Annotated in this window: 15 protein-coding genes; 6 read left to right on the plus strand and 9 right to left on the minus strand. The window is 42.8% G+C overall.

The window, feature by feature from the left end; translation table 11 throughout:
* The first annotated feature begins 237 nt into the window (after window positions 1-237).
* From V7L01_RS29895 to V7L01_RS29910, 4 genes are all read left to right on the plus strand, one after another.
* Complete coding sequence (locus V7L01_RS29895; protein WP_335041378.1) at window positions 238-696, plus strand: phosphate-starvation-inducible PsiE family protein; 459 nt, start codon at window positions 238-240, stop codon at window positions 694-696.
* A gap of 236 nt (window positions 697-932) precedes the next feature.
* Window positions 933-1,385: a nitrate reductase associated protein gene (locus tag V7L01_RS29900; RefSeq protein WP_335041379.1), complete on the plus strand. Its 453-nt coding sequence runs from the start codon at window positions 933-935 to the stop codon at window positions 1,383-1,385.
* A 209-nt stretch (window positions 1,386-1,594) separates the two neighbouring features.
* Window positions 1,595-2,197, plus strand: coding sequence for a DJ-1/PfpI family protein (locus tag V7L01_RS29905; protein ID WP_335041380.1), 603 nt, complete (start codon window positions 1,595-1,597; stop codon window positions 2,195-2,197).
* 451 nt (window positions 2,198-2,648) lie between these two features.
* Window positions 2,649-4,028 (plus strand): PrsW family glutamic-type intramembrane protease, encoded by a 1,380-nt coding sequence (locus tag V7L01_RS29910; RefSeq protein ID WP_335041381.1) that lies wholly within the window; start codon window positions 2,649-2,651, stop codon window positions 4,026-4,028.
* A gap of 379 nt (window positions 4,029-4,407) precedes the next feature.
* On the opposite strand, the gene V7L01_RS29915 is transcribed toward V7L01_RS29910, so the two are convergent.
* The 4 genes from V7L01_RS29915 to V7L01_RS29930 form a co-directional block, all read right to left on the minus strand.
* Entirely contained in the window at window positions 4,408-5,055 is a 648-nt protein-coding gene (locus V7L01_RS29915) for a hypothetical protein (protein WP_335041382.1), read from the minus strand.
* Between the two features lie 147 nt (window positions 5,056-5,202).
* The gene (locus V7L01_RS29920; RefSeq protein ID WP_335041383.1) at window positions 5,203-6,783 is read right to left on the minus strand and encodes a CHAT domain-containing protein; all 1,581 of its coding nucleotides are present in this window, start codon (window positions 6,781-6,783) and stop codon (window positions 5,203-5,205) included.
* 147 nt (window positions 6,784-6,930) lie between these two features.
* Window positions 6,931-9,210, minus strand: a complete 2,280-nt coding sequence (locus V7L01_RS29925) for a protein phosphatase 2C domain-containing protein (RefSeq protein WP_335041384.1) — start codon at window positions 9,208-9,210, stop codon at window positions 6,931-6,933.
* A gap of 656 nt (window positions 9,211-9,866) precedes the next feature.
* Window positions 9,867-10,226 carry an NAD(P)H-quinone oxidoreductase subunit M gene (locus tag V7L01_RS29930; protein WP_335041385.1) on the minus strand — a complete coding sequence of 120 codons (360 nt, stop codon included), beginning with the start codon at window positions 10,224-10,226 and terminating at the stop codon, window positions 9,867-9,869.
* A gap of 889 nt (window positions 10,227-11,115) precedes the next feature.
* Between V7L01_RS29930 and V7L01_RS29935 the strand changes: the two genes are divergently transcribed.
* Window positions 11,116-11,400, plus strand: a complete 285-nt coding sequence (locus V7L01_RS29935; protein WP_069070488.1) for an Npun_R1517 family heterocyst differentiation transcriptional regulator — start codon at window positions 11,116-11,118, stop codon at window positions 11,398-11,400.
* A gap of 695 nt (window positions 11,401-12,095) precedes the next feature.
* Here the strand turns inward: V7L01_RS29935 and V7L01_RS29940 are convergent.
* From V7L01_RS29940 to ctpB, 4 genes are all read right to left on the minus strand, one after another.
* Window positions 12,096-12,791 (minus strand): response regulator transcription factor, encoded by a 696-nt coding sequence (locus V7L01_RS29940; protein WP_335041386.1) that lies wholly within the window; start codon window positions 12,789-12,791, stop codon window positions 12,096-12,098.
* A gap of 236 nt (window positions 12,792-13,027) precedes the next feature.
* Window positions 13,028-15,010 carry a putative bifunctional diguanylate cyclase/phosphodiesterase gene (locus V7L01_RS29945; protein ID WP_335041387.1) on the minus strand — a complete coding sequence of 661 codons (1,983 nt, stop codon included), beginning with the start codon at window positions 15,008-15,010 and terminating at the stop codon, window positions 13,028-13,030.
* A gap of 760 nt (window positions 15,011-15,770) precedes the next feature.
* Window positions 15,771-16,760, minus strand: coding sequence for a glycosyltransferase (locus tag V7L01_RS29950; protein WP_335041388.1), 990 nt, complete (start codon window positions 16,758-16,760; stop codon window positions 15,771-15,773).
* A 142-nt stretch (window positions 16,761-16,902) separates the two neighbouring features.
* Window positions 16,903-18,243 carry a carboxyl-terminal processing protease CtpB gene (gene ctpB / locus V7L01_RS29955; protein WP_335041389.1) on the minus strand — a complete coding sequence of 447 codons (1,341 nt, stop codon included), beginning with the start codon at window positions 18,241-18,243 and terminating at the stop codon, window positions 16,903-16,905.
* Window positions 18,244-18,552: 309 nt separating this feature from the next.
* On the opposite strand from ctpB, the gene V7L01_RS29960 reads away from it, so the two are divergent.
* Window positions 18,553-19,251 carry a YdcF family protein gene (locus V7L01_RS29960; RefSeq protein ID WP_335041390.1) on the plus strand — a complete coding sequence of 233 codons (699 nt, stop codon included), beginning with the start codon at window positions 18,553-18,555 and terminating at the stop codon, window positions 19,249-19,251.
* A gap of 170 nt (window positions 19,252-19,421) precedes the next feature.
* Here V7L01_RS29960 and V7L01_RS29965 read toward each other — a convergent pair whose 3' ends face one another.
* Window positions 19,422-20,624 (minus strand): 3-dehydroquinate synthase, encoded by a 1,203-nt coding sequence (locus V7L01_RS29965; RefSeq protein WP_335041391.1) that lies wholly within the window; start codon window positions 20,622-20,624, stop codon window positions 19,422-19,424.
* Window positions 20,625-20,638 lie beyond the last annotated feature (14 nt).

Raw genomic sequence — 20,638 nt, forward strand, 5'->3', positions numbered from 1 at the left:
ATCAATAGTCAATAGTTATTATCATTTTTTATGACTCTCTACTTTTGACTATTACCAATTACGATATGTAAAGAGGTTAAATCTCTAATAGTTAGAGGTTTTATAAAATCGATTTTAGATAGGGATAAAGAATAAAGAAACAGATAGAAAACTTCCCAAGTATCAGCAAGTCATCTTTTATTAATCCTCTAGATTTATCTATGGGATTTTGTTTTATTTTAGAATTGGGTGCAGCATATGAGAAAGCTAGTGAGGCGAATTCTAGGAACTACCAGCGATGCGAACTTCATGCACATCATTGAAAATATAGAGGTGCTAGTTTCCAAAACTCTATCTATTTTTATGGTAATTGTGATTTTGGTAGCGATCGCAGATTTAGGAGTATTTATTTTTAAAGAATTATTTACAGTCCCTTATGGCACATTTAACACAACCTTATATAAGATTTTCGGTTTATTTTTAAACATTTTAATCGCTTTAGAAATCTTAGAAAATATTACCGCCTATCTCCGACGACATGTTTTTCAGGTTGAATTAGTTATTGTCACTTCTCTAATAGCTGTTGCCAGAAAAATTATTATTCTTGACTTAGAAAAAGTTCCAGGTATTGATATAATTGGTCTAGGTATAGCTATTCTTGCCTTATCAATTAGCTATTTAATAATTCGTCTCAGTAATTCCAAAGATGCAAGTTAAATAAAATGCCTAACAAACTATCGCAGTCCTAAATGATTTGTAAAAATAAATTAACCGCAGAGGCGCAGAGAAGCCAGAGAGAGGAATAGGAGATTTTCACAACTCATCTAGGATTGCTATATAGCGGTTCTCAATTGCATGGAATACACACCACTCTTAGGGGCACAGCAATTTTAGGTTTATTGAGCAACAGTATAAATTTTTAATTTTTAATTTTTAATTCGGAGCGAAGCGACGTGACAGATTTCTTTCAATTTGAAGCAGATTTTGTTGATTCCCTGCGTTGCATTCCCATGCAGGTACGCTGCAAATTAGATACCTGTGGCATCAAGCTAAAATTGTCTGATTGGAATCAAATGACTACAGATGAGCGTCAAGCTTTAGTCGAATTACCTTGCACTACAGAAACGGAAATTCAGTCTTACCGCAAGCATATCGAGCATTTAATTATACAACGCACGGGTATCCCAGCTACAAAATTACCCATCGAGCCTCATCCTGCATGGCTAGACTCTGCCACTGTACCAGCCAGCATCCAGGAAAAAGCTCAAGAAATAGGTGTAACCTTGACACAGCCAGATTGGGCAGCTTTAACACCATTACAGCGTTTTGCCTTGATTAAACTCAGCCACCCAGGACATGAAAATAAAAATTTTCCCAGAGCAATGGCAGAATTTCATCTGCTTTAATTAAGCAATAGTCATTAACAGAAAAAATCTGTAAGCTGCATTACACTTTATTAACTTGCCCCCCTCAAATGATACATTACAGCACAGTTAGTGATGTAATGTATCAAAAATTAGCACATAAGGTAACGCCTAACGTAGCTGACTCTAAATTAATATTTAGTTTATAAATAACTATTGACTATTGACTAATAAGTGAGGGTAACAAAAATATGGCTGCTAAGAAACTTTTGATGCTTATTGGGGACTATGTAGAAGACTATGAAGTAATGGTTCCTTTCCAAGCGTTGCAAATGGTGGGACACACTGTCCATGCAGTTTGCCCAGACAAAAAAGCTGGCGACAAGGTACGGACAGCAGTTCACGACTTTGAAGGAGACCAGACTTACAGCGAAAAACCGGGTCACAATTTCACTTTAAACGCTACGTTTGCAGAAGTAGAAGCCGCAACCTATGATGCCTTAGTCATTCCTGGAGGACGGGCACCGGAATATATCCGCCTGAATCAGCAGGTGCTAGAAATTACCCGCCACTTTGCCCAAACGAATAAACCGATTGCAGCCATCTGCCACGGCTTGCAGTTACTGGCGACTGCTGATGTCCTGCAAGGCAAAAGATGTACTGGTTACCCTGCTTGTAGCCCAGATGTGAAGAGTGCTGGAGGGATTTATGTCGATATCCCTGTTGATGAGGCAATAGTTGATGGTAACTTGGTGACAGCACCCGCTTGGCCGGCTCACCCCCGTTGGCTGGCAGAATTCCTCACAGTCCTTGGAACTAAGATTGAACACCCAGAACTGGCTACAGTTGTTTGAGGCAAAATCCGGGAAATCTTTTGGTTGAATCTTCGGGGCAGTTTCTTTCACCACTTCCTACTCCCTGCACCGAAGGGACTTAGTTAATTATCAGTGGGAAAAACAACAGACAACTGAAAATCATATAGTTTTTTGATGGAACTATATGCAGTAAAAACTACTATTTTTTGATAAATTGCCGTGGGTTTAATTTGCAGCTAGGATGTCAAGAGTACGCCATCCATACAATGTGATTCATCCGCCTAACAAGCCTGATTTAGGACAAACTCTCAGCAGATGGAATACTTATTTACATTAGGTGAAACAATTTGAAATTTTGCATCTGAAATTTTAAATTTCTTAGGAGGAAGTGAAGCTATAGTGGATTTAGCAATGCTGCTGTTAATGTGGCTAAGGTTAGTCCTGCTGCCAAATTATGTGAAGAATTAGTTTAGAAACGCACTTCTTATCGATGACAGGCAAAAACGCAAGACAAAATGCATTTCTGCGGCTAGTGTCTGGTAATGGGGCAGCTATTGGATCGGATCGCTACTCCCTGCCCCCCAGCAAAGAGATGGTAATTGGACGCGACCCCAGCTGCCAAGTTGTCTTGGATGCCATGATGTACCGAATGGTATCTCGTCGTCATGCCGTGGTTCGTCCCCTCTCTCTATCCCCAGATAGCAAATTCAGCTGGGTGCTTTGTGATTTGAATAGTGCTAATGGCACTTATTTGAATGGAGAACGCTTGTATGAATGTCAGGAATTGCACCCAGGCGATCGCATTTCTCTAGGTGCGGATGGCCCACAATACGTTTTTGAGTACGAGTTTACCTCACTCACGCCAGCCACGACAGTTAACCAAGTCACACCATTGCCTTCGGCGACAAACTACCACAACCACACGCAATTAAAGCAGCCAGATTCTGTTAGCTTCACCCAGCTTTTTCCCATTATTTCTACTGGTAAAGATTTAACTCGTAAAGCTTACCTCGTACCGGGAATACTGACCGTCATCTTTGTCGTATTAATGTTTGCTACAGTCGGTCAGCCCCAAGCTAATCAAGTGATCGTCGCAACTTACATCGCCTTTGCTGCCTACTATTTTGTTTACCAACTTTGCGGTAAACAGAAGCCTTGGTGGGTGCTAATGGGTGCGGCATTGGGTACGATGCTGATTTTGCTTAGTCCGCTGTTGGATTTATTTATCTTCGTGTTTCGTGGCATCCTGCCGGGAAACTTGCCCTCATCCCAAGAATCTATCACCTTCACAGAGTTACTGGTGCGGATGTTTTTTGGCGCTGGCTTGATGGAGGAATTACTCAAGGCATTGCCTGTACTGGGGGCCTTTGCCATCGGTAGAATGTTGTCTTCACCTTGGCGCGAACGCATAGGTGTCTGGGAACCTCTAGATGGTATTCTCCTGGGAACAGCTTCTGCTGTGGGCTTCACTCTCTTGGAAACTCTCGGACAATATGTGCCAGATATTACTCAAAATGTTACGCAACAGGTGGGTATAGGCGCTGCTGGACAACTGGCGGGGTTGCAACTACTAATTCCGCGAATTTTAGGCTCTGTAGCCGGACACATGGCTTATAGTGGCTACCTCGGTTATTTTATCGGGTTGGCTGTTCTCAAACCCAGTAGAAGTTGGCAAATTCTCTCTATTGGTTATCTTAGTGCCGCTGCGCTCCATGCTTTGTGGAATGCTACAGGATCGATCAATGCCTTGCTGTTGGTAGTTGTTGGGGTGTTATCTTACGCCTTTTTGATGGCGGCAATTCTCAAGGCACGGGCGCTGTCACCGACGCGATCGCAAAATTTTGCTACTCGATTTCTTGGCCCAAAATAAGGGATGCGGCAGGGGGAGTAAAGAGAAGTGGAAGCGGCGGCTACCCTGTGGGTTCTCCGTACCTCTACGGGGTTCTTTCTAGGCGTAGCCTTTGCGGCTTGCCGCAGGCATCTTAACTTAGACGCTACACGAACTGTCGGTATAGGAGAGCATGGAGAGAAGAGGATATAAAAGAACTCTTGAGCGTTGACCTTTGAATATTTATATCTTGCGATAGATGGCCTAATTTGAGAATCAAGTTATTGTAAGGTTAAATTAGGCTCACTATATAAAAAACTAAGAGTTAGTGAATGCTTAAAATTGCAGGACAATCGGTATTAGCAGATAAATCTGCCTGCACCTGAAATTTTGTGTAGAGAAGAGAGATATTTAACTCAAGTTATAGTTCAGACTGAGATTTATTGAGTTGATTGAAAGCATAGGAAGCGATCGCTAAACTAACCTTTGCTTTCTCTACTTCTGATAAAGCTGTCCAGTCTCTATTTTGAAGATTACTAATTGCAGATGCTGCATTTTGAGATTCGCTACTTCGCATAGCGTAAGCAAAAGGACGAGCCAAAACTAAAAGATCCTCTGTTCCCCAATTTGGTAGTACTGTCTGAACACACTCAACCAGTTGTTCGCCAATTGATTGCTGGGCAGCAAGAATTTCAGCAGCTTTGGTGGCGATGCTCTTGAGTAATGTTTGAGGGACACAGGCGGCAAAAGTATTACATAATGTTTCTTGAAGATTAACCACTAATGCCTGTTGTGGGTTGTTATGAGAATTTGGTGTAGAAGTAATACCAGACCAAAGTGTATCTAGATTGCCGTAAAAATCTTGCGATCGCCTCATCACTTCTTCGTCAAGCAAATCTTGCATTCCGAACTGTTCTTCTAATTCTTGAAAATAAGCTTCAGACTCGCGATCGCCTGGATTCCAGGGATAGGTAGCATCCTCTGGTTCGAGTAACGCTTCTAATAATTCTAAATCTACTTGAGATGGCAAAGAGGAAAAAGTGTCTGAGCCGTTATTATTGTTAGCCATTTCTTCTTACCTGACGATTATTAGGTGGTATTGACAGCTACACTTCCTAAGAAGAGATTTCCGCAAAAATAGTTGATTTTTTCTCCAGTAAAAACAGATTTTAAAAGCTGATGCTAGAGACTCAAATCTATTTCTGCAATAGCTCTGCTAGGAGTCTTCAATAATAAACTCCCAGGTTTCCCCTCTAGCACTTCCAAACTTTAACTGCATTCCAGATTTCAAGGGGACTTCCTCTCGGAGGATTTGTTGCCAACCATTAGGCCCTAAAAACCAGGTTGTCCCGTAGGTGGAAAAATCTTGCAAGTAGTAAGTTCGCACCAATGTAGCATCTGTAAGAGTATTCCGGCAGAAGATTTCGGCGTGGCGTTTGGATACAGATGGTTCGGGGATGACAATATCATTGTCTTTCGTGCGCCCGATGCGAGTGACTCCATAACGCAACAACCAGGTTTTACCTTTTGGGGTGAGCGATCGCAAACTTGCAGTCGGAAGCGGGGAACCGACATCAGGAATGGCTGTGTCTGGTAGTTCTGTAATACCTTCATCCAGATTTTTAATCAGTTCGCCATTAAAATCTGGATGCAGGTAGAGAACGGGCAAAGTCCAAGCAGGTTGATTAAATTTATACAGTGTTAATAACTCTTGCCTAGCCAGGGCTACGGCTTCATCAATTGGCTTGTGCGATCGCAAAGCTTCGGTAAAGGCTTGAATAAAACTGTGGCTTTCATGGTCTGCGATTTCATCGCGCATCCCCAAAACCGCAGGCACACCATGACGAATCAGTACTTCTGCTAAACTGCTGGCAGGGATAGCTTGATGATTGATAGCAGCTGGTTGTGCGCCCCAACAGGCGTTGAAAACCGCTAGTTTCACACCTGTACGGGTCAATACTTGCGCCAATTCTATGCCATTGAGGGGCATGTCTGGTCGCAAAAACAGTAACCCCCCGTCTGGGTCTGGCAAACCATGTCCAGCGTAAAAGAAAACATTGTATGCTGTGCTTTCTAATTCTTCAATCAACTCCTGGGGAGTTGGTTGTAGGAGTTGATTCACTACACAAGGTGCATATCTTTGGGAATTACCACCGACCGGCGTATCTGCAAGAGCTTGCTGTAAGATAGCAGCTTCTTGTTCTAGTTGCAGCTTCTCATCATGACCTAAAACCAGCAGGATACTTAAAGCCTGGTCAGTTCGCAAATACGGCAAGGCGTCAACTTCACTGCTGGTGCGACTAAATAACAAATCTTGGGAGAGAGACATAGCCGATTGACCAGGCTCGCGCTGCATAATTTCCCAAGGGAAAGCGATCAAATCCGGGTCGCGAATTTCTAGTCGAAAGCGCAAACGTGTATGCTGACCCATAGCAATACCGCGACTGCGTTCCAGACTACCAAGAATTTGCCCGTCGAATACCCAGCGCCATAAACTCATTCCCAAGTATTGCATCAGACGACTGCTGTAGGGGCCAGTGGTTTGACCTGAAGGGGATGAAATCCAATCTATGGGCAATGGGTTGGCCTTTTGAGATGTTGACTTTGAGGAAATATCTAGGCGACTATGGCCGGCAAACATCTGCTGCCATTCTTGCCAGACTTGGGTTAGTTCAACAGGCCATACAGAGTCATGTAAAACGTAGCCACTCGGATAGGGAGCCTTGACCACCCAAATGGCGAAGTTATCAGTGCCAGTGTTTAACAGACGGGCGATCGCCAAATTCAAAGATGGCATGGATTCAGTAAACTAATAGCTAAAAAAATAATTTCAAATAACAATTGCCCAAGGTGAAAATTTTCTACTTTTTTGACCTTGTAAGTTTTTTACTTTGATTGTTACCTGTTATTATTCCAGGTTTTTACCAGTTTATCGAGTATTTGATTAAGTTGGACTAGTATCAGCTGGTTCAGTAACTGGTGGTTGGGTGGCGTTTCTACATGGACTTGGTGCGTCTGATTGTAAAACAGAGACGCCAAAACGGTTTAGTTGAGACAAGTCTAGTAATACTGTTTTCTCGTTTGCTGGCAAAGGTTTTGAATTTGGTGGAACTGAGGAAGTTACTACTGGGTTATTAGTATTAGCTGGAGTTTGTGTACTTTTATTGGTACAGACCCGCATATATACTGAAAAATTCCCAGAACCAGGTTTGGAATTTGGTTTTGTGTTGATAACTTCTAAAAAAGCTCCAGGGGGAAGTGATTGGTTGTTTCCCAAGGATATTTCATTGTTGGTTTTAATTACCCAACCACGAGAAAGGTTAGCAAGCGATCGCGGTGTGGGTGTCGCTTCGATGGTAGGGTTGGAAGTTGGTGTGGGATTGGAAAAAATTGGAAATGAGCCTGATTGCGATCGCAATTGCTTCACGAACAATCCTAAGGTACCTGCTGCTACCACAAATATTAACGGAACTATCCACTGTAGCGGGAATTGGCGAGTTTTGACCGGCTCCTTTTCGGGAATCACCTGAGTTTTGTGGTTTGAGCTACCTAAAAGGGTTGGATCTGTCGCTTTGGATGCAAAATCAACAGTTTTGCTGGAATAACTATCTGTAATGACTGCTTTGATGGTGATTTCTGGTTCCCAGTATTGAACTTGATAATGGACTAAAGCGACGGTGACATTATCGTGGCCATTTTTCGTATTAGCGATTTCGACTAATCTATCCGCTACACTTGCTATATTTGCTTCCCCAGCTAGAATCGGCAAGATTTCTGTTTCCCAATATTCCTCCACCCGATCGAAATCACTCAAACCATCGGATGTGAGCAGAAAAACAGCATCTTCGTCGAGCATAAACCGTGCCGATGTGGGATGCAATGAACTGCTCGGCCCCATACCCAAAGCTTGGACGAGAGAGCCAGCAGCACTCTGTTGGACAGCCTCGCGGTAAATGGCATAGCCTAACCGCACTTCGCGAGAGGCGACATCATCATCGAGGGTAACTTGATAACAGCCGTGACGTGTAATCCAGTAAGCACGACTATCACCGACGTGGGTAATGTACATTTCATGAGCAACAGGCAATGCCATAACTAAAGTTGTGCCCATGCGTTGACGCCCTTGGCGATTTTCACCGTCATTGCGCTGACTAATTTTGTCATTGGCAATGGCCACTGCCTTTTCTAGGTCATTAAGCAGCAGTGAGGGGTCTATGTGGTCGTAAGGAACTTTTGTTAGTTGCTGTACTTGCTGCTGGATTGTTTCAATGGCTAAATTTGAGGCAACATTGCCGCCCTCGTGCCCACCGATGCCATCACAGACAATTGCTAAGGCTGTTGGCTGGGGTGGTTTGCTGACAATAGTTCCACTGGGAGGGCTACAGGCATCTTCGTTACGCTGGCGGCTTGGCCCGGTATCGGTTTTGGTGATAATTTTGATCGTGGGTGTTTGCGATCGCCCTAACCCAGCCAGTCCCCGATCTAAAACTGTGATTAATTGATCGGTTGAATTAATTTCTCCCTGAATTAAGGAAAGGCTAACGCGCTCAACAAATTCAGCTATGGCTGGTTTGGCATCACTGACCAACTGCTGCCAAAATTCACCTAATTGGGGCAATTCTGGTGATATTGCAGTGTCGAAACGCAAGTCCAACAACCGGACTAACGATCCTTCTACCCGTAATAAATCGGAGTCAAGTAAGCTAGAGGCGACACCTTCACTTACAAGCGGTTGCCACAGATGAGCTATTTGCCATAACCAATTGAGTTGGCGCATCGATGTCGCATTCCGCCAAGCGGTGGTTAACTCGTTGCCCAAATGTACTTCTTGGGTTGTGTCATCTATTAATAGTGGCGGTTTTTCTAAGAGTAATATTTCTCGATGCGAGGGGCCGTCAGCTAGAAAAAGCACTCCATATACTTGCGGTACGTGTAGGCGGTAGGGAATGAGTCTCAGGTAAGCTCTTAGAGGCTGTAAATTATCTAACTCAGGCGTTAGGGCTAATAAACCAGGCTTCGTATCTAAAAGAACAAATTTATCAAGGACTAAATAGCGATCGGCTAATATTTCTCCAGGGCTACCCACACTCGGGCCATCTACCACAGCCCAGAGGTAATTTTTGGGTAGGGGCGTGGAACATCGCTGGCAAAACTTGTGGGTCAGGGGGTTGGCAGCCTGACAATTTTCATTTGGACAGTAGAGCGTTGCCGCGTCATTTTCCATAGTTTTCGCACCGATCAGCGATTGGCAATTTCTTTAACAGCATTATTAGGGACAATCTAGACCGCTCATCTTTCTTAAACTTGACATATCCAGACTTTAGATGATGATTTTAGCTGGTGGATATCAGCAGGTGCTAATACTTAACTTATCCAAAGAATACGCTCCTAAGTCAACCCTACAGCCTCATCATAGCTTCTATTGCCCTGTGACTCTCCATCGCCAAAGCAACTAATTCCAACCCTGTTACCAAAGCATAACCCAAGCATAACTGCGCCCCAAGCTTTTGCTAAATTACCCCATCATCAAGAGGCACGGGTTAGTATTTATTTAGTTTATAAGTAGGATAGCAACAATTAACTTTAATTAAGAATTAAGATAACTAAATATACTTTTAGCAAAAGTACCTGACGAATCAAGTGGCTTTAAAAATCTCTTCAGGAGTGCTGAATATTGAGTAAGTAGTACTAGCCATCCGATCTCATTTCCATGCAGAGCATAGGAATACCCGCCTGGAGGCTCTGCCCAATTGGACTAGAGGCAGCAGTCCCTAGATGCCATTCCCAGCCAGAGGCTGGGAACGAGGGAAGGAGGTACTAGTGAAAATAGCTCTAAGTTGATACAGAAGGGTTCAGCCAGCCAGCTACTAACTCATTCGCTTATTGTTTGCCGTCAATTGCAACTTGGGGGACTCCCATGCTGTAGTTGGTAACGCGGGCAGAGAGATTGTAGCTGAGTTCGCCCAATTGCAGGAGCGATCGCAGATAATGCTCTAAGTCTGACCCTACACGGCGCAAGTTATAGTCTGTCAGGTCTGCGCCACTAGATGCTTCTACTAGTTCATCAAATTTTCGGTAAACCTTTTGCAGCACATCTTCATTCCAGTTAAATTCGTTGTCTGGGTCAACATCTAACGTTAGGACTTGTTCGCTCGGAACCAGTTCGCCATCCCGGTCAATTTCACCTGCAAAAATGCGGATATGCCGGGTTGTGGACTTGAGCAGCATCGGGTTATCCATAAAAGGGTGTAAGATTTGGGTGAATTACACTGAAATTATTGTAGACCTTATCTCTGAGCTTGAATGCTCTCAATTTACAAGCTTTGAACGCAATTTCAAAAGGGTATATTGAATGGGCATAAGTAAAAATATCACTTATACTGATTAACTTACTACTTCTGTTAAGAGTTAAAGTCAAATATATTTACTAGTACTGACAGTAGTCCAATTATTTTTCTGCAAAAATTACAGGGTAGAGGGATTTCATTTGGGCATACAAACAAGTCTAAGCGGGTTGCTAATCGTACCTACTGCTAAGATTTTTGTATTCAATCAAGCCCAGAACACAGTAGGGTCAGGGGCTTGGCTAAAATATTTTAATCTGCGGACATTTTTTATGGAAAACAAAAATTTTTACCTTAATAATTATGCTGAGAAATTTTTTATGATTTTGCTGCTGAAAAAAACGTACATCTAGTAATTTTACTGAATAGCCCTACATCGACCTCTGGCTTTAATAAACTCAAAAAACTTAAGCGGTTTTACTTACGTATAAACACCAAAATTCAAGTAACAAGTCAAACTGTTATTGACGTTCACATAAAGTTGATGTAAAAAGCTTTAAAAAGGTCGAACAACTTCTTACAGAAACTTTATTGTGTAGAATCTTAAAAACTGAATAATAGTTATGGCTTACCATAAGCTACATCTGGCACAGGCACATCAAAATCTAGACAGTGAAAATCTAGCTTTAAAATCAAACACAGGAGAGTGAAATCGAATACAAAGGTGATTGATGAAGAAAAATTCTTAATTCAAGCACTTTGGATTCAAAAGAGATATAAAGAATTTTTGCCGGACATCTACCTCCTTACCCTCATGACAACCAAGTAAAGGAATCTCAATAGCTATGAACTCCAAAGCATTACCACGCCAGATAAATAATCTCGAAGTAGGTGTTTATGAGTGCGAAATACATCTCAAATTCCGGTTGATTGAGGAAAAGAGTCTATTGAGCGATCGCGAACAACTCTTACAAGTGTTACTTGATGCTTTAACCGAAGGTTCTGATGACTTTCTAGAAACGCTGCAAGCGTCCGTTAAAGCTCAGGAAGTGTCTGAGTTTAAAGCCTCACCTCAAATGCGACGTCAGCTCATGCGCTTGCGTAATGCTGCTGAAAATCCACAGACTTAAAAGTGTAATTTAAGTAGTGAGAAAGCGTGAATTGGGCATTAAATCAAGTGTCGATCGCGTATCCCCAGTTGCAATAAAAACTAAGCAGCAAGTAGAATTCATAAAATATTGTGATTTCTACTTTGTAAAAGTCTTATTTAGCAGCAATAAGTCCCAGGAACAGTTTCCGCTATTAAAAACTTTGTAGCAAAGGGTACTGGTAGAATCTAAGAGCAAATTCAGCCGGGTGCATTTTACCGAGTTTTTATCAAAACATTGCCGGAATAACAAAATACTGTGTCTTTACAGATGGGGAATTGGACAACAGGCGCAAATCAAATGAAAACCTAAAAGACCCAAGTAAAAATGAATAACCTTTCTTTTAGCTTTTTGCTTTAGCTCGGTGCCTGATTTGCTGAAATACTTATGTTTTATCTATTACTGGTAAGAGGTGATGGTTTAGGGACTTCCAACAAATAAATTATCCAATCTTGTGGGGTGGATATCTTGTCCGCCCAAGGTTTGGGGCTATCGTGTCGCCCACCCCACAAAAAGTAGTTGAGTATTTTTTTATTTGGAGTTCCCTTAGCAGCCACTTACCAATTACTCAGGAGCAGGGAGCAGGGGTAGGGAGTAGGCAAACAGGAAGCAGGGGAAAAATTCCTCTCCTCTGCCCCCTTCCTCTTACCCCTCTGCCTCTTCCCCATGCTCAATACTTATTTAGCAAGACCGTGTTCTAGAGCAAAACGAACTAACTCTGTACGGCTATTGGTGCCAGTTTTACTAAACAAACGACTAACGTATTTTTCTACATTGCGGACACTGGTTTCCAGGCGACGGGCAATTTCTTTATTCATCAACCCTTCAGCGACCAAGTTCAAAACACTTTGCTCTCTGGGAGTCAAATCAATTTTGAAGGGGGCTGGCGATTGGGAAATGGCATTTCTTTGAGTTAACAATGCCTTAATTTGGGCAATCTGATTGGCTAGTTCAGCTATATCAGGGGTTTCAACATCATCTCCCGTAGTTGAAGCCTTAGCGGCACGGCGGGCTAGCAAATTTTCGACTATAGCGACTAACTCGTCTGGGTCGAAGGGTTTGGGTAGATAGGCATCAACACCAGCATGATAGCCTTGGATGCGATCGCCTGTCATACCTTTAGCGGTTAAAAATACTACTGGGAGTGCTTGGAAGCGGGGGTCTTCTCGCAGTTGCTTGAGGAACTGATAGCCATCTACCTGAGGCATCATGACATCGGAAATCACTAAGTCAGGTGTATTAAGCTGCATCCATTCCCAACCTTCAAGGGCGTTACTGGCGACTTGAACGCTGAAACCGCTCTCTTGCAAATAGTCTTTCACGGCTTCCCGTATCCCTGGTTCATCATCCACCAGTAACAATTGTGCTGACATTTAAAATTTCCTTGAGTTTACCTTTTTCCAATTTAGCGAAAGTTGGCAGTCATTGAACAAAAGGGATAAGGGAAAAACCCATTGCTTCCTAAGACAAGTAAAAAGAGCCAAGGTAGTAAGGAGGATTTTTGAATTTGGATACTGCTAATCTCAAAATACAGCAGTTTTCTTTTGGAGGCTTTGCTCCTACGTCGCTAACGCTTCTCTACGAGATGCTCCGCGAACCCTAATTTTTATTACCATTGAGGATTTTCCATAATTAATGTCTCTGCTGCCGAGCTATTTAATGGAACTGAGAAAAAATGTCCCTGGCCATATTCACAGCTCAAGTTTCTTAGAAGTGCTAGTTGCTCTTTTGTCTCTACTCCTTCGGCTAGCACATCCACACCTAGCTTGTGTGCCAATGTGACAATTATCTCAATAATTTCTAAATTCCTACTACTAGCACCGATTGAGCTGATGAAAGAACGGTCAATCTTCAACACACTAATCGGAAAGTTATAAAGACGACTTAATGAGGAGTAGCCCGTACCAAAGTCATCAATTGATAACTCAATACCCATCTGTTGAAGTTGTAAGAGTAAGGTAGCTGCCTTATCGCCATTCTCCACAATTACGCTTTCAGTAATCTCTAGCATTAGAGTGCCAGCATCCAGACCAGTTGAGTGCAAAATTTGCCCAATCTGCTCAATCAAACCCGGCTGATAAAATTGCTTGAGGGAGAGATTAACACTAATTTTCTTTGGTAAGTTGGAACGATGGCACACTCGCCAAGCTTGCATCTGGCGACAGGCTTCATGCAACGCCCAATTACCAATGGAGAAAATTAGTCCAGTTTCCTCTGCTAGGGGAATAAAATCTGCGGGATTAAGCAGACCACGCTCTGGATGCTGCCAGCGCAATAAAGCTTCAAAACCTAAAATAGAGCCACTAGTGAGCGAAACAATCGGTTGGTAATAAACTTGAAACTCAAGGCGTTCAATTGCTCGGCGTAAATCCGTCTCTAACTTCAATCTCGTCAGAGTATTAGCATACATATCTGAGTTGAATAGCTCATAATGCGCTCTGCCCAGCACCTTGGCTTGGTACATTGCTCTATCAGCATCCCTCAAAAGGTCTTCTGGGTTTTCATAGTCTACTGTCGAACTCAACGCGATACCAATACTTGCCGTTATAAACACTTCTTGCCCGTCAAGCTCAAAGGGTAACGCCATTTCCTGTTCAATGCGTTCAGCTACTCTGATGGCGTCTGATACATCTTGGATTCCCTCAAGCAGTATTGTAAATTCGTCTCCCCCAAGCCGTGCGGCTGTATCTATGGAGCGTACACATAGTTCTAGCCTACTTGCAGTAGCAAGAAGTAATTGGTCTCCACTTAAGTGTCCAAGACTGTCATTAATCAGTTTAAATCGATCCAGGTCGATAAACAGTACAGCTAATAGATAATTTAAATGCCGTTTTGAATAATTGAGCGCATGTCTTAAGCGCTTCATAAATGCAGCGCGGTTTGGTAGACCGGTCAGTTCATCGTGAAAGGCAAGGTGCAGCAGTTGTGACTCGGCTCGTTTACGCTCTGTAATTTCAGTCAGCAATTTCTGATTTGCTTTTACTAATTCCGCTGTCCGTTCCGCCACCCGTATTTCTAACTCACCGTAAGCTTGGCGTAACATTTCTTCGGCTTGTTTACGTTTACTTATGTCGCACAGCAGCCAACGCCAGCCAATCTCCTTCTCCCCAAGGTCGTATACCACAGATGCTTTAACACTAGCAGGGAAAGGCATTCCTCCCCGTGGCTGTAAGTTAATTTCCCAGTTCACTATCTGCTGCAAACTGTTCATGTGAGAGCGAAAGGACTGGCGATGTTGTTGAGCAATAAAAAGAATTAACGGTTTACCTACTAGATACTTTTGGTGGACACCGAGCAAGGTTGCTGCTGCACGGTTAGCCTCTTGGATTGATCCGGTAATATTAGTTACTAAGTAACCATCTGGAGCGAACTCAAATAAATCTTGGTAACGCTGGCGCTCTCTCTCTACTACTGCTCGTGTGATTTTTAACTCTTCGGAAGCTATCAACAGTTCTTCCATTGCAATGTTGAGTTCCTCGAAAGCCTCTATGACGATCTCTTGTGAGTTTGGCTTAGTTACATTGCATTGCAATAGTTCCTGTACTTGCGATCGCAATTTCTCTATCTGTTGGCTAAATCCATCCACATTCATGTTGCTCAACTGACAAAACTATGAAGCGTAGCTGTGAATGAAGAGAGCAAGGGAAGCAAACTCCATGCCTTCCTCGATACTTCAGATGTTAAGAAGGCAAGGAGTGGGTTACTTGTAAGAACGGACACATTGTAAATAAATATGGCAGAACTTGTTTTCTTGATTTACTAAGCTTATTTATCAATAATCGGGGAGCAATCAAATTTGTGCACCCTAAAATCGACTCTTGGTGTTATTCAATGTTACTAAACTTGTGAATTAACGACCAACATGCCAAGTTGGAGTAAGCCCTACCTGCTGAGATTTTAACTTTATTAAATACAACTTATTAAAGTTATTATATTCTCAATAACAGTATATTTGCTGTACCTATTTTTTCAATACTACTTAAGATATATTTATTTTTATGATATCAAGGCAAAAATAAGGGTTTCAGGTAATGCTTTTGCGCTAACAAGAGCGTTTGTTTTTTCTTACTTAGCTGGCTAGTAGCATAGGATGCTATGGAATGTCATACACAACGGGAGTATTCCAATGCAAGGAAAAATAAATGCCGAAGGACTAGAAGGGTAGGCAGACGAGAGTTTGTGAGCCAGCGACTTACAGTCTGAGGAGCATTTTGCACTCCCTACAGAACTGATTGCTCATATTCCAGCCCCTAGTACTGCAAGGCAAAATTAAAAATTAAAAATGAATACAGCGTAAGCGTTTCATTGGTTTGAAATGGGTGGTTTACTTCCGCCGTGCTGTACTAGTATTTTTACAACCGATCGATTATCTTGGCATTCTCTAATAGTTTAGTGTCTCGTTGCCCAGCAGTACGCGCCCTAGCAGCGAACAAACCAATGGGAGTATTTAATAAATCTACAAGGGTGGCTTTACCCGCGATGCCTATGGTGGGCTGCGCCAACGCCTTCTTGATATCCCTTGGTATTTCCTTCAATAACCAGCGTATTAAGCGATAGCCGCATTCTTTGGGTGTAATCTCTCGCATCAAATCTACACCATGCAGTTCGTGCAGATAGCGATTTGAGCGTCCATAGCGCCGCCATTGACTTTGCAGTTCCTTGAGTGTGGCGCGGTGGCGGTGCTGAACGATCGCATTCGAGGCAAATTCCAAACGCCCGATGTTTTCCCCCAAAATCCGCCAGCAAATATCGGCATCGCCACCAGTGGTAAGATAGGGACGAAATAAACCCGCTTTTTCTAAGGCAATGCGTCGAATCGCTAAATTAGCGGTTTGACCATAGGGACGAAAGGAATGTTCAAGGGTATGCTTTTGCGACAATGTTTCTTGACGCTCTGCGTGTTGTTCTAGCAGAGTTGTGCCTGGTAGTGCCAAAATTTCGCCAGCGACAATTACCACTTCTTCATTGACAAAAGGCTGAATTAATGCATTCAGCCATTGCGGTTGTGGGCGACAATCAGCATCGGTAAAAACTATAATTTCACCCACAGCGGCGCGAATTCCAGTATTACGAGCAGCATAGGAGCTTTGAATTTTGGTTTCGCTCAAGGGGTGAATTGTAATTGGGCAATTTTCGGTAGATGTTTTGAGAATTGCCAGAGTGCGATCGCTACTATTATTGTCCACTAACAAGTACTCTACCCGCTCTTTTGGGTAGGTTTGAGACAACAGACAATTGATTAACTCTGGTAAATCCGCCTCACCGTTATAAATAGGAACAACCACCGACACCATTGGCAAAAAGCTGGTGGCGGTGGTTGGATCGACTGGCTGATGATTCATAAATCTAAGATTTGGGAGATGGGATTACTAGTTAGTATTCCCAATCCAAAATCCTAGAATGGTATATCAAGCAGTTTTCATAACTCCAAAAATCTGGATTTGGGAATACTACTATATAAACACCTGGCAACAAATCACTCACCTAAAATTTTAGGTCACCAGCACGGCTCATGGGGCGAGTGGGTTGATTTGCCGGAGGCTGGGCAAAGTTGTTATTTGATAAAATTGCGATCGCCCGGGCATATTGCGGATCGCTCTTAGTTCCGATTAAATCTGGATTAGAAGCCAACTGGCGCTCTTGTGCCTCTGTCAAGTCTAACTTGATATCCGGGGCAATCCCTTTATGGTTAATATCTGTTCCCGCTGGGGTGTAGTAATGGGCAATGGTAACTGCCAAGCCGGAACCATCTGCAAGTTCATGAACTGACTGCACTAAAGCTTTACCAAAGGTTTGGCCGCCTACGACTACCGCCCGCTTATTATCCTTGAGTGCCCCTGTGAGGATTTCGCTAGCACTAGCTGAATTACCATCCACTAAGACTGCCAAAGGACGATTTGTTAGAGCAGTGCGATTGGCTTTAGTTTCTTCAGTGCCGCCCACACGGTCTACTGTCTTCACAATTCCGCCGTCATTATACCACATCCGAGCAATTTCAATGCTTGCCTGTAGCAACCCGCCAGGATTTCCCCGCAAATCCAAGACATAAGAATCTACTTTCTTAGCGTTCAAATCGCGGATAGCTCGTTGCATTTGATCTGCGGCGTGAGCGCTAAATTCCCGCAAACGGATATAGCCAACGCGGCGATTCCCTTCTTGCCTGAGGGTATAACGTACTGTTGGTACTTCGATACTTGCCCTCGTCAGCTTCAAATCAAAGGTACTTTGTCCCGTCCGTCCCAGCTTTAGCTTGATGGGAGTACCCGCTTTGCCACGAATTAGCTTAGAAGCGTCATCCACTTTCATTTTGAGAGTCGATCTGCCGTCAATTGCTAAAATTTCATCGCCTGCTTTGATCCCAGCTTTCAGCGCTGGAGAATTTTCTATGGCTTCGACAACAGTGAGCCGCTGAGTTTTTTCGTTCACTTCCATCCGAATGCCGATGCCAGATACTTCACCAGATGTTTGGCTAGTCAGGGCTTCAAACTGTTTGGGGTCCATGAATCGAGTGTAAGGATCTCCCAACTTTTGTAAAGCTTCACGGATGGCAGCATAAGCTTCTTCACGAGAAGAATAGTCTTTGTTCAATAGGCTTTGCCTGGTTGCTTGCCAATTTTGTTGATTAAATTTGCCATCAACATATTCATGATTCACCAGTTGCCAAACTTGGTCAACTATTGCTTTTGGGCTGTCTTGTAAAGCTAGGGCAGCACGGACACCACGAGTCCAAGCGGGGCCGAAAACAGACATGGTAGCAGTTGTGGCGATCGCTCCACCAATCAAGGCTACTTGGAGCGGCGAGTAACTTTTCGCAGATTGGTTCATGTATATCAGTTGGAATAATTGTGTTGTTGACAGTTTAGCAATCAGGCTTTCCAGAAAGTTTTAAGTTTTTATACCCCAAACTCAACTATGCTGACTTCATCATTTTTATCGTTGAATTATGCCGAAAATACTGCATTCTTAACAACCATTTCTCAGTTTGTTAGCCTTCTCCGGAAGGCTATACTGAACATGTGACACTTTAATCGGTGTCATGTTTGCACTTCTTGATTACCTTTATAAGATAACACTTCGATCGCCCAATTGCAGTACTGTTATACAGCTATTAAATCAGGTTTTCTTACCTAAGTCATGAAACGCAAATTTCCCATCAAATCAATAATTTCTAATAAAAAAAAATCTGCTAATTTGTGGCAATTGTTACAAAAACTAACTCGTGGATTGTACTTTGTCCTGGGTGCTTGGCTGATTTTTACCACTATAACCTTACTTTTTGCATCTTCGCAGCCAGTAGATGCCTTCTTTGTGCTTGGTGGGAGTATTCGTCGAGAAACTTATGTTGCCCAACAAGCAAAACAATATCCGCAAACCCCTATTCTAATTTCTCATGGTTCCCCAGACCCCTGTATATGGTTAATTTTTCAGGCAGAATTGGCAGAGTTCCAAAACGTTTGGTTAGAAAAGTGCGCGAATTCTACCTTTGAAAATTTTTATTATGGTATTCCAATTCTGCGGCGTTGGGGAGTGCATAAAGTCATGTTGATTACCTCGCCAAGTCACTTACCCAGAGCCAAATGGATGGCACAGATTCTTTTGGGTGCTCATGGTATTTGGGTAGAGACAGAGATTGTGCGGGAGTTGGGTGTTCCTGGTAATAATGAATCTTGGCCCAAAACTGGATTAGATATAACACGCAGTTTCTTTTGGGCGATTCTAAGTCAAATTATTCAACCGCAGTGCTCAAATGTTACAAGACTTACTCAAGTAGATATGCAAGCTTGGGAGAATCGAGGTTTTCATTGCGAACACCAAGGGGGGTTGAGGAGATAACTTACTCGTAATGCGTCCACATGCGAATTATATAGATCCAGATATAGAAAACGCGAAAGATTTTTTATTAGTCCAACATTCTTTCAATGAATAGTTATTAAGCTGTGCTGCATAGACACATAACGGCTTGTCCCTAGACTTCGATTTTGCCGATTGCATCCAAGGGAAAATTAATGTAAAACTTCCCAATCTTGCAGCATCAAAATAGCATCTTTATACAAAGACAAATCCACCTGATGAACTTCTATTCCTCGCCCGATTCCTTGTAGAAGAGTGATTGTCAATTTTCCTCCCAGGTGTTCGCGGAACTCGGTAAGCCCCCTGAATAGACAATGTGGATGGTCTAGTCGATCTAATTGTTCTGTCAGTGCCGATACATACAAGGTAAAGCCTAATTTATTGAGTGTACTTAGAACCCTTTGCCACTCAGATTGTAAAAGTTGACCTGTTAAATATGAATAGGTTGTGTCCAAAGCAATGCCGATCGCTACAGCTTCACCATGACGTAGGCTGTAATTAGTTAAATGCTCCAGTTTGTGAGCAGCCCAATGTCCAAAATCTAAAGGACGCGATGAACCCATTTCAAAGGGGTCGCCGCTACCAGCAATATGCTCTAAGTGCAACTGGGAACAACGATAGATTAGCCTTTCCATTATGTCCATGTCTCGATTAGCCAATTTATCGGCATTAGTCATAATGAAATCGAAGAAATCCGCATCTTTAATCAGCGCTACTTTCACCGCTTCTGCAATACCCGATCGCCAATCTCGATCGTTAAGACTAGTAAGAAAATCAAAGTCATTCAAAACAGCATAAGGTGGCATGAATGTACCAAGAAAGTTTTTCTTGCCGAAGGCATTGATTCCGTTCTTTACCCCTACACCCGAATCGTTTTGCCCTAATACTGTTGTCGGTACTCGTAGTAGCCGAATTCCTCGGTGAGCCGTTGTTGCTGCGTATCCTGCCATGTCTAGGACGGCTCCACCTCCAATTGCTAACACGTAGGAGTGACGGCACAATCCAGATGTATTGATTCGCTGATGAATTTGCTCTATAAATCTAGAATCGTTCTTGACTGCTTCTCCACCGGGAACTACTATTGGCTCACCGCTTAGTGTTAGTACATCTTCATAACACTGGGCATAGACTGATAATTTTTTTAGCAACCCATCCTGAGACTGTAAAAATCCTGCATCTACCACCGCTAGCACTTGTTTTGGCGTTGTCTCTCCATGTGCAGCAATTACTTGTGCGAGTAAAGAATTATCTGGGTGAAACAGACCTCTAGTAAAGTGAACATCATAATTGAAGGTCACGCGGACAGATTGGTTAATTGGTTGCAGATTAAAAGCAGTCTTTTGTTGAATAACCATTTGTATACTATTGT

It is taken from the genome of Nostoc sp. (assembly GCF_036917095.1).
GTDB lineage: Bacteria > Cyanobacteriota > Cyanobacteriia > Cyanobacteriales > Nostocaceae > Nostoc.

Coding starts and splice junctions, on each gene's coding strand:
- V7L01_RS29945 (WP_335041387.1), bottom strand. CDS start 15,010: ATGAATGTGGATGGATTTAGCCAACAGATAGAGAAATTGCGATCGCAA.
- V7L01_RS29920 (WP_335041383.1), bottom strand. CDS start 6,783: ATGCCATCTTTGAATTTGGCGATCGCCCGTCTGTTAAACACTGGCACT.
- V7L01_RS29895 (WP_335041378.1), top strand. CDS start 238: ATGAGAAAGCTAGTGAGGCGAATTCTAGGAACTACCAGCGATGCGAAC.
- V7L01_RS29940 (WP_335041386.1), bottom strand. CDS start 12,791: ATGTCAGCACAATTGTTACTGGTGGATGATGAACCAGGGATACGGGAA.
- V7L01_RS29930 (WP_335041385.1), bottom strand. CDS start 10,226: ATGGATAACCCGATGCTGCTCAAGTCCACAACCCGGCATATCCGCATT.
- V7L01_RS29950 (WP_335041388.1), bottom strand. CDS start 16,760: ATGAATCATCAGCCAGTCGATCCAACCACCGCCACCAGCTTTTTGCCA.
- V7L01_RS29910 (WP_335041381.1), top strand. CDS start 2,649: ATGACAGGCAAAAACGCAAGACAAAATGCATTTCTGCGGCTAGTGTCT.
- ctpB (WP_335041389.1), bottom strand. CDS start 18,243: ATGAACCAATCTGCGAAAAGTTACTCGCCGCTCCAAGTAGCCTTGATT.
- V7L01_RS29935 (WP_069070488.1), top strand. CDS start 11,116: ATGAACTCCAAAGCATTACCACGCCAGATAAATAATCTCGAAGTAGGT.
- V7L01_RS29925 (WP_335041384.1), bottom strand. CDS start 9,210: ATGGAAAATGACGCGGCAACGCTCTACTGTCCAAATGAAAATTGTCAG.
- V7L01_RS29965 (WP_335041391.1), bottom strand. CDS start 20,624: ATGGTTATTCAACAAAAGACTGCTTTTAATCTGCAACCAATTAACCAA.
- V7L01_RS29915 (WP_335041382.1), bottom strand. CDS start 5,055: ATGGCTAACAATAATAACGGCTCAGACACTTTTTCCTCTTTGCCATCT.
- V7L01_RS29905 (WP_335041380.1), top strand. CDS start 1,595: ATGGCTGCTAAGAAACTTTTGATGCTTATTGGGGACTATGTAGAAGAC.
- V7L01_RS29960 (WP_335041390.1), top strand. CDS start 18,553: ATGAAACGCAAATTTCCCATCAAATCAATAATTTCTAATAAAAAAAAA.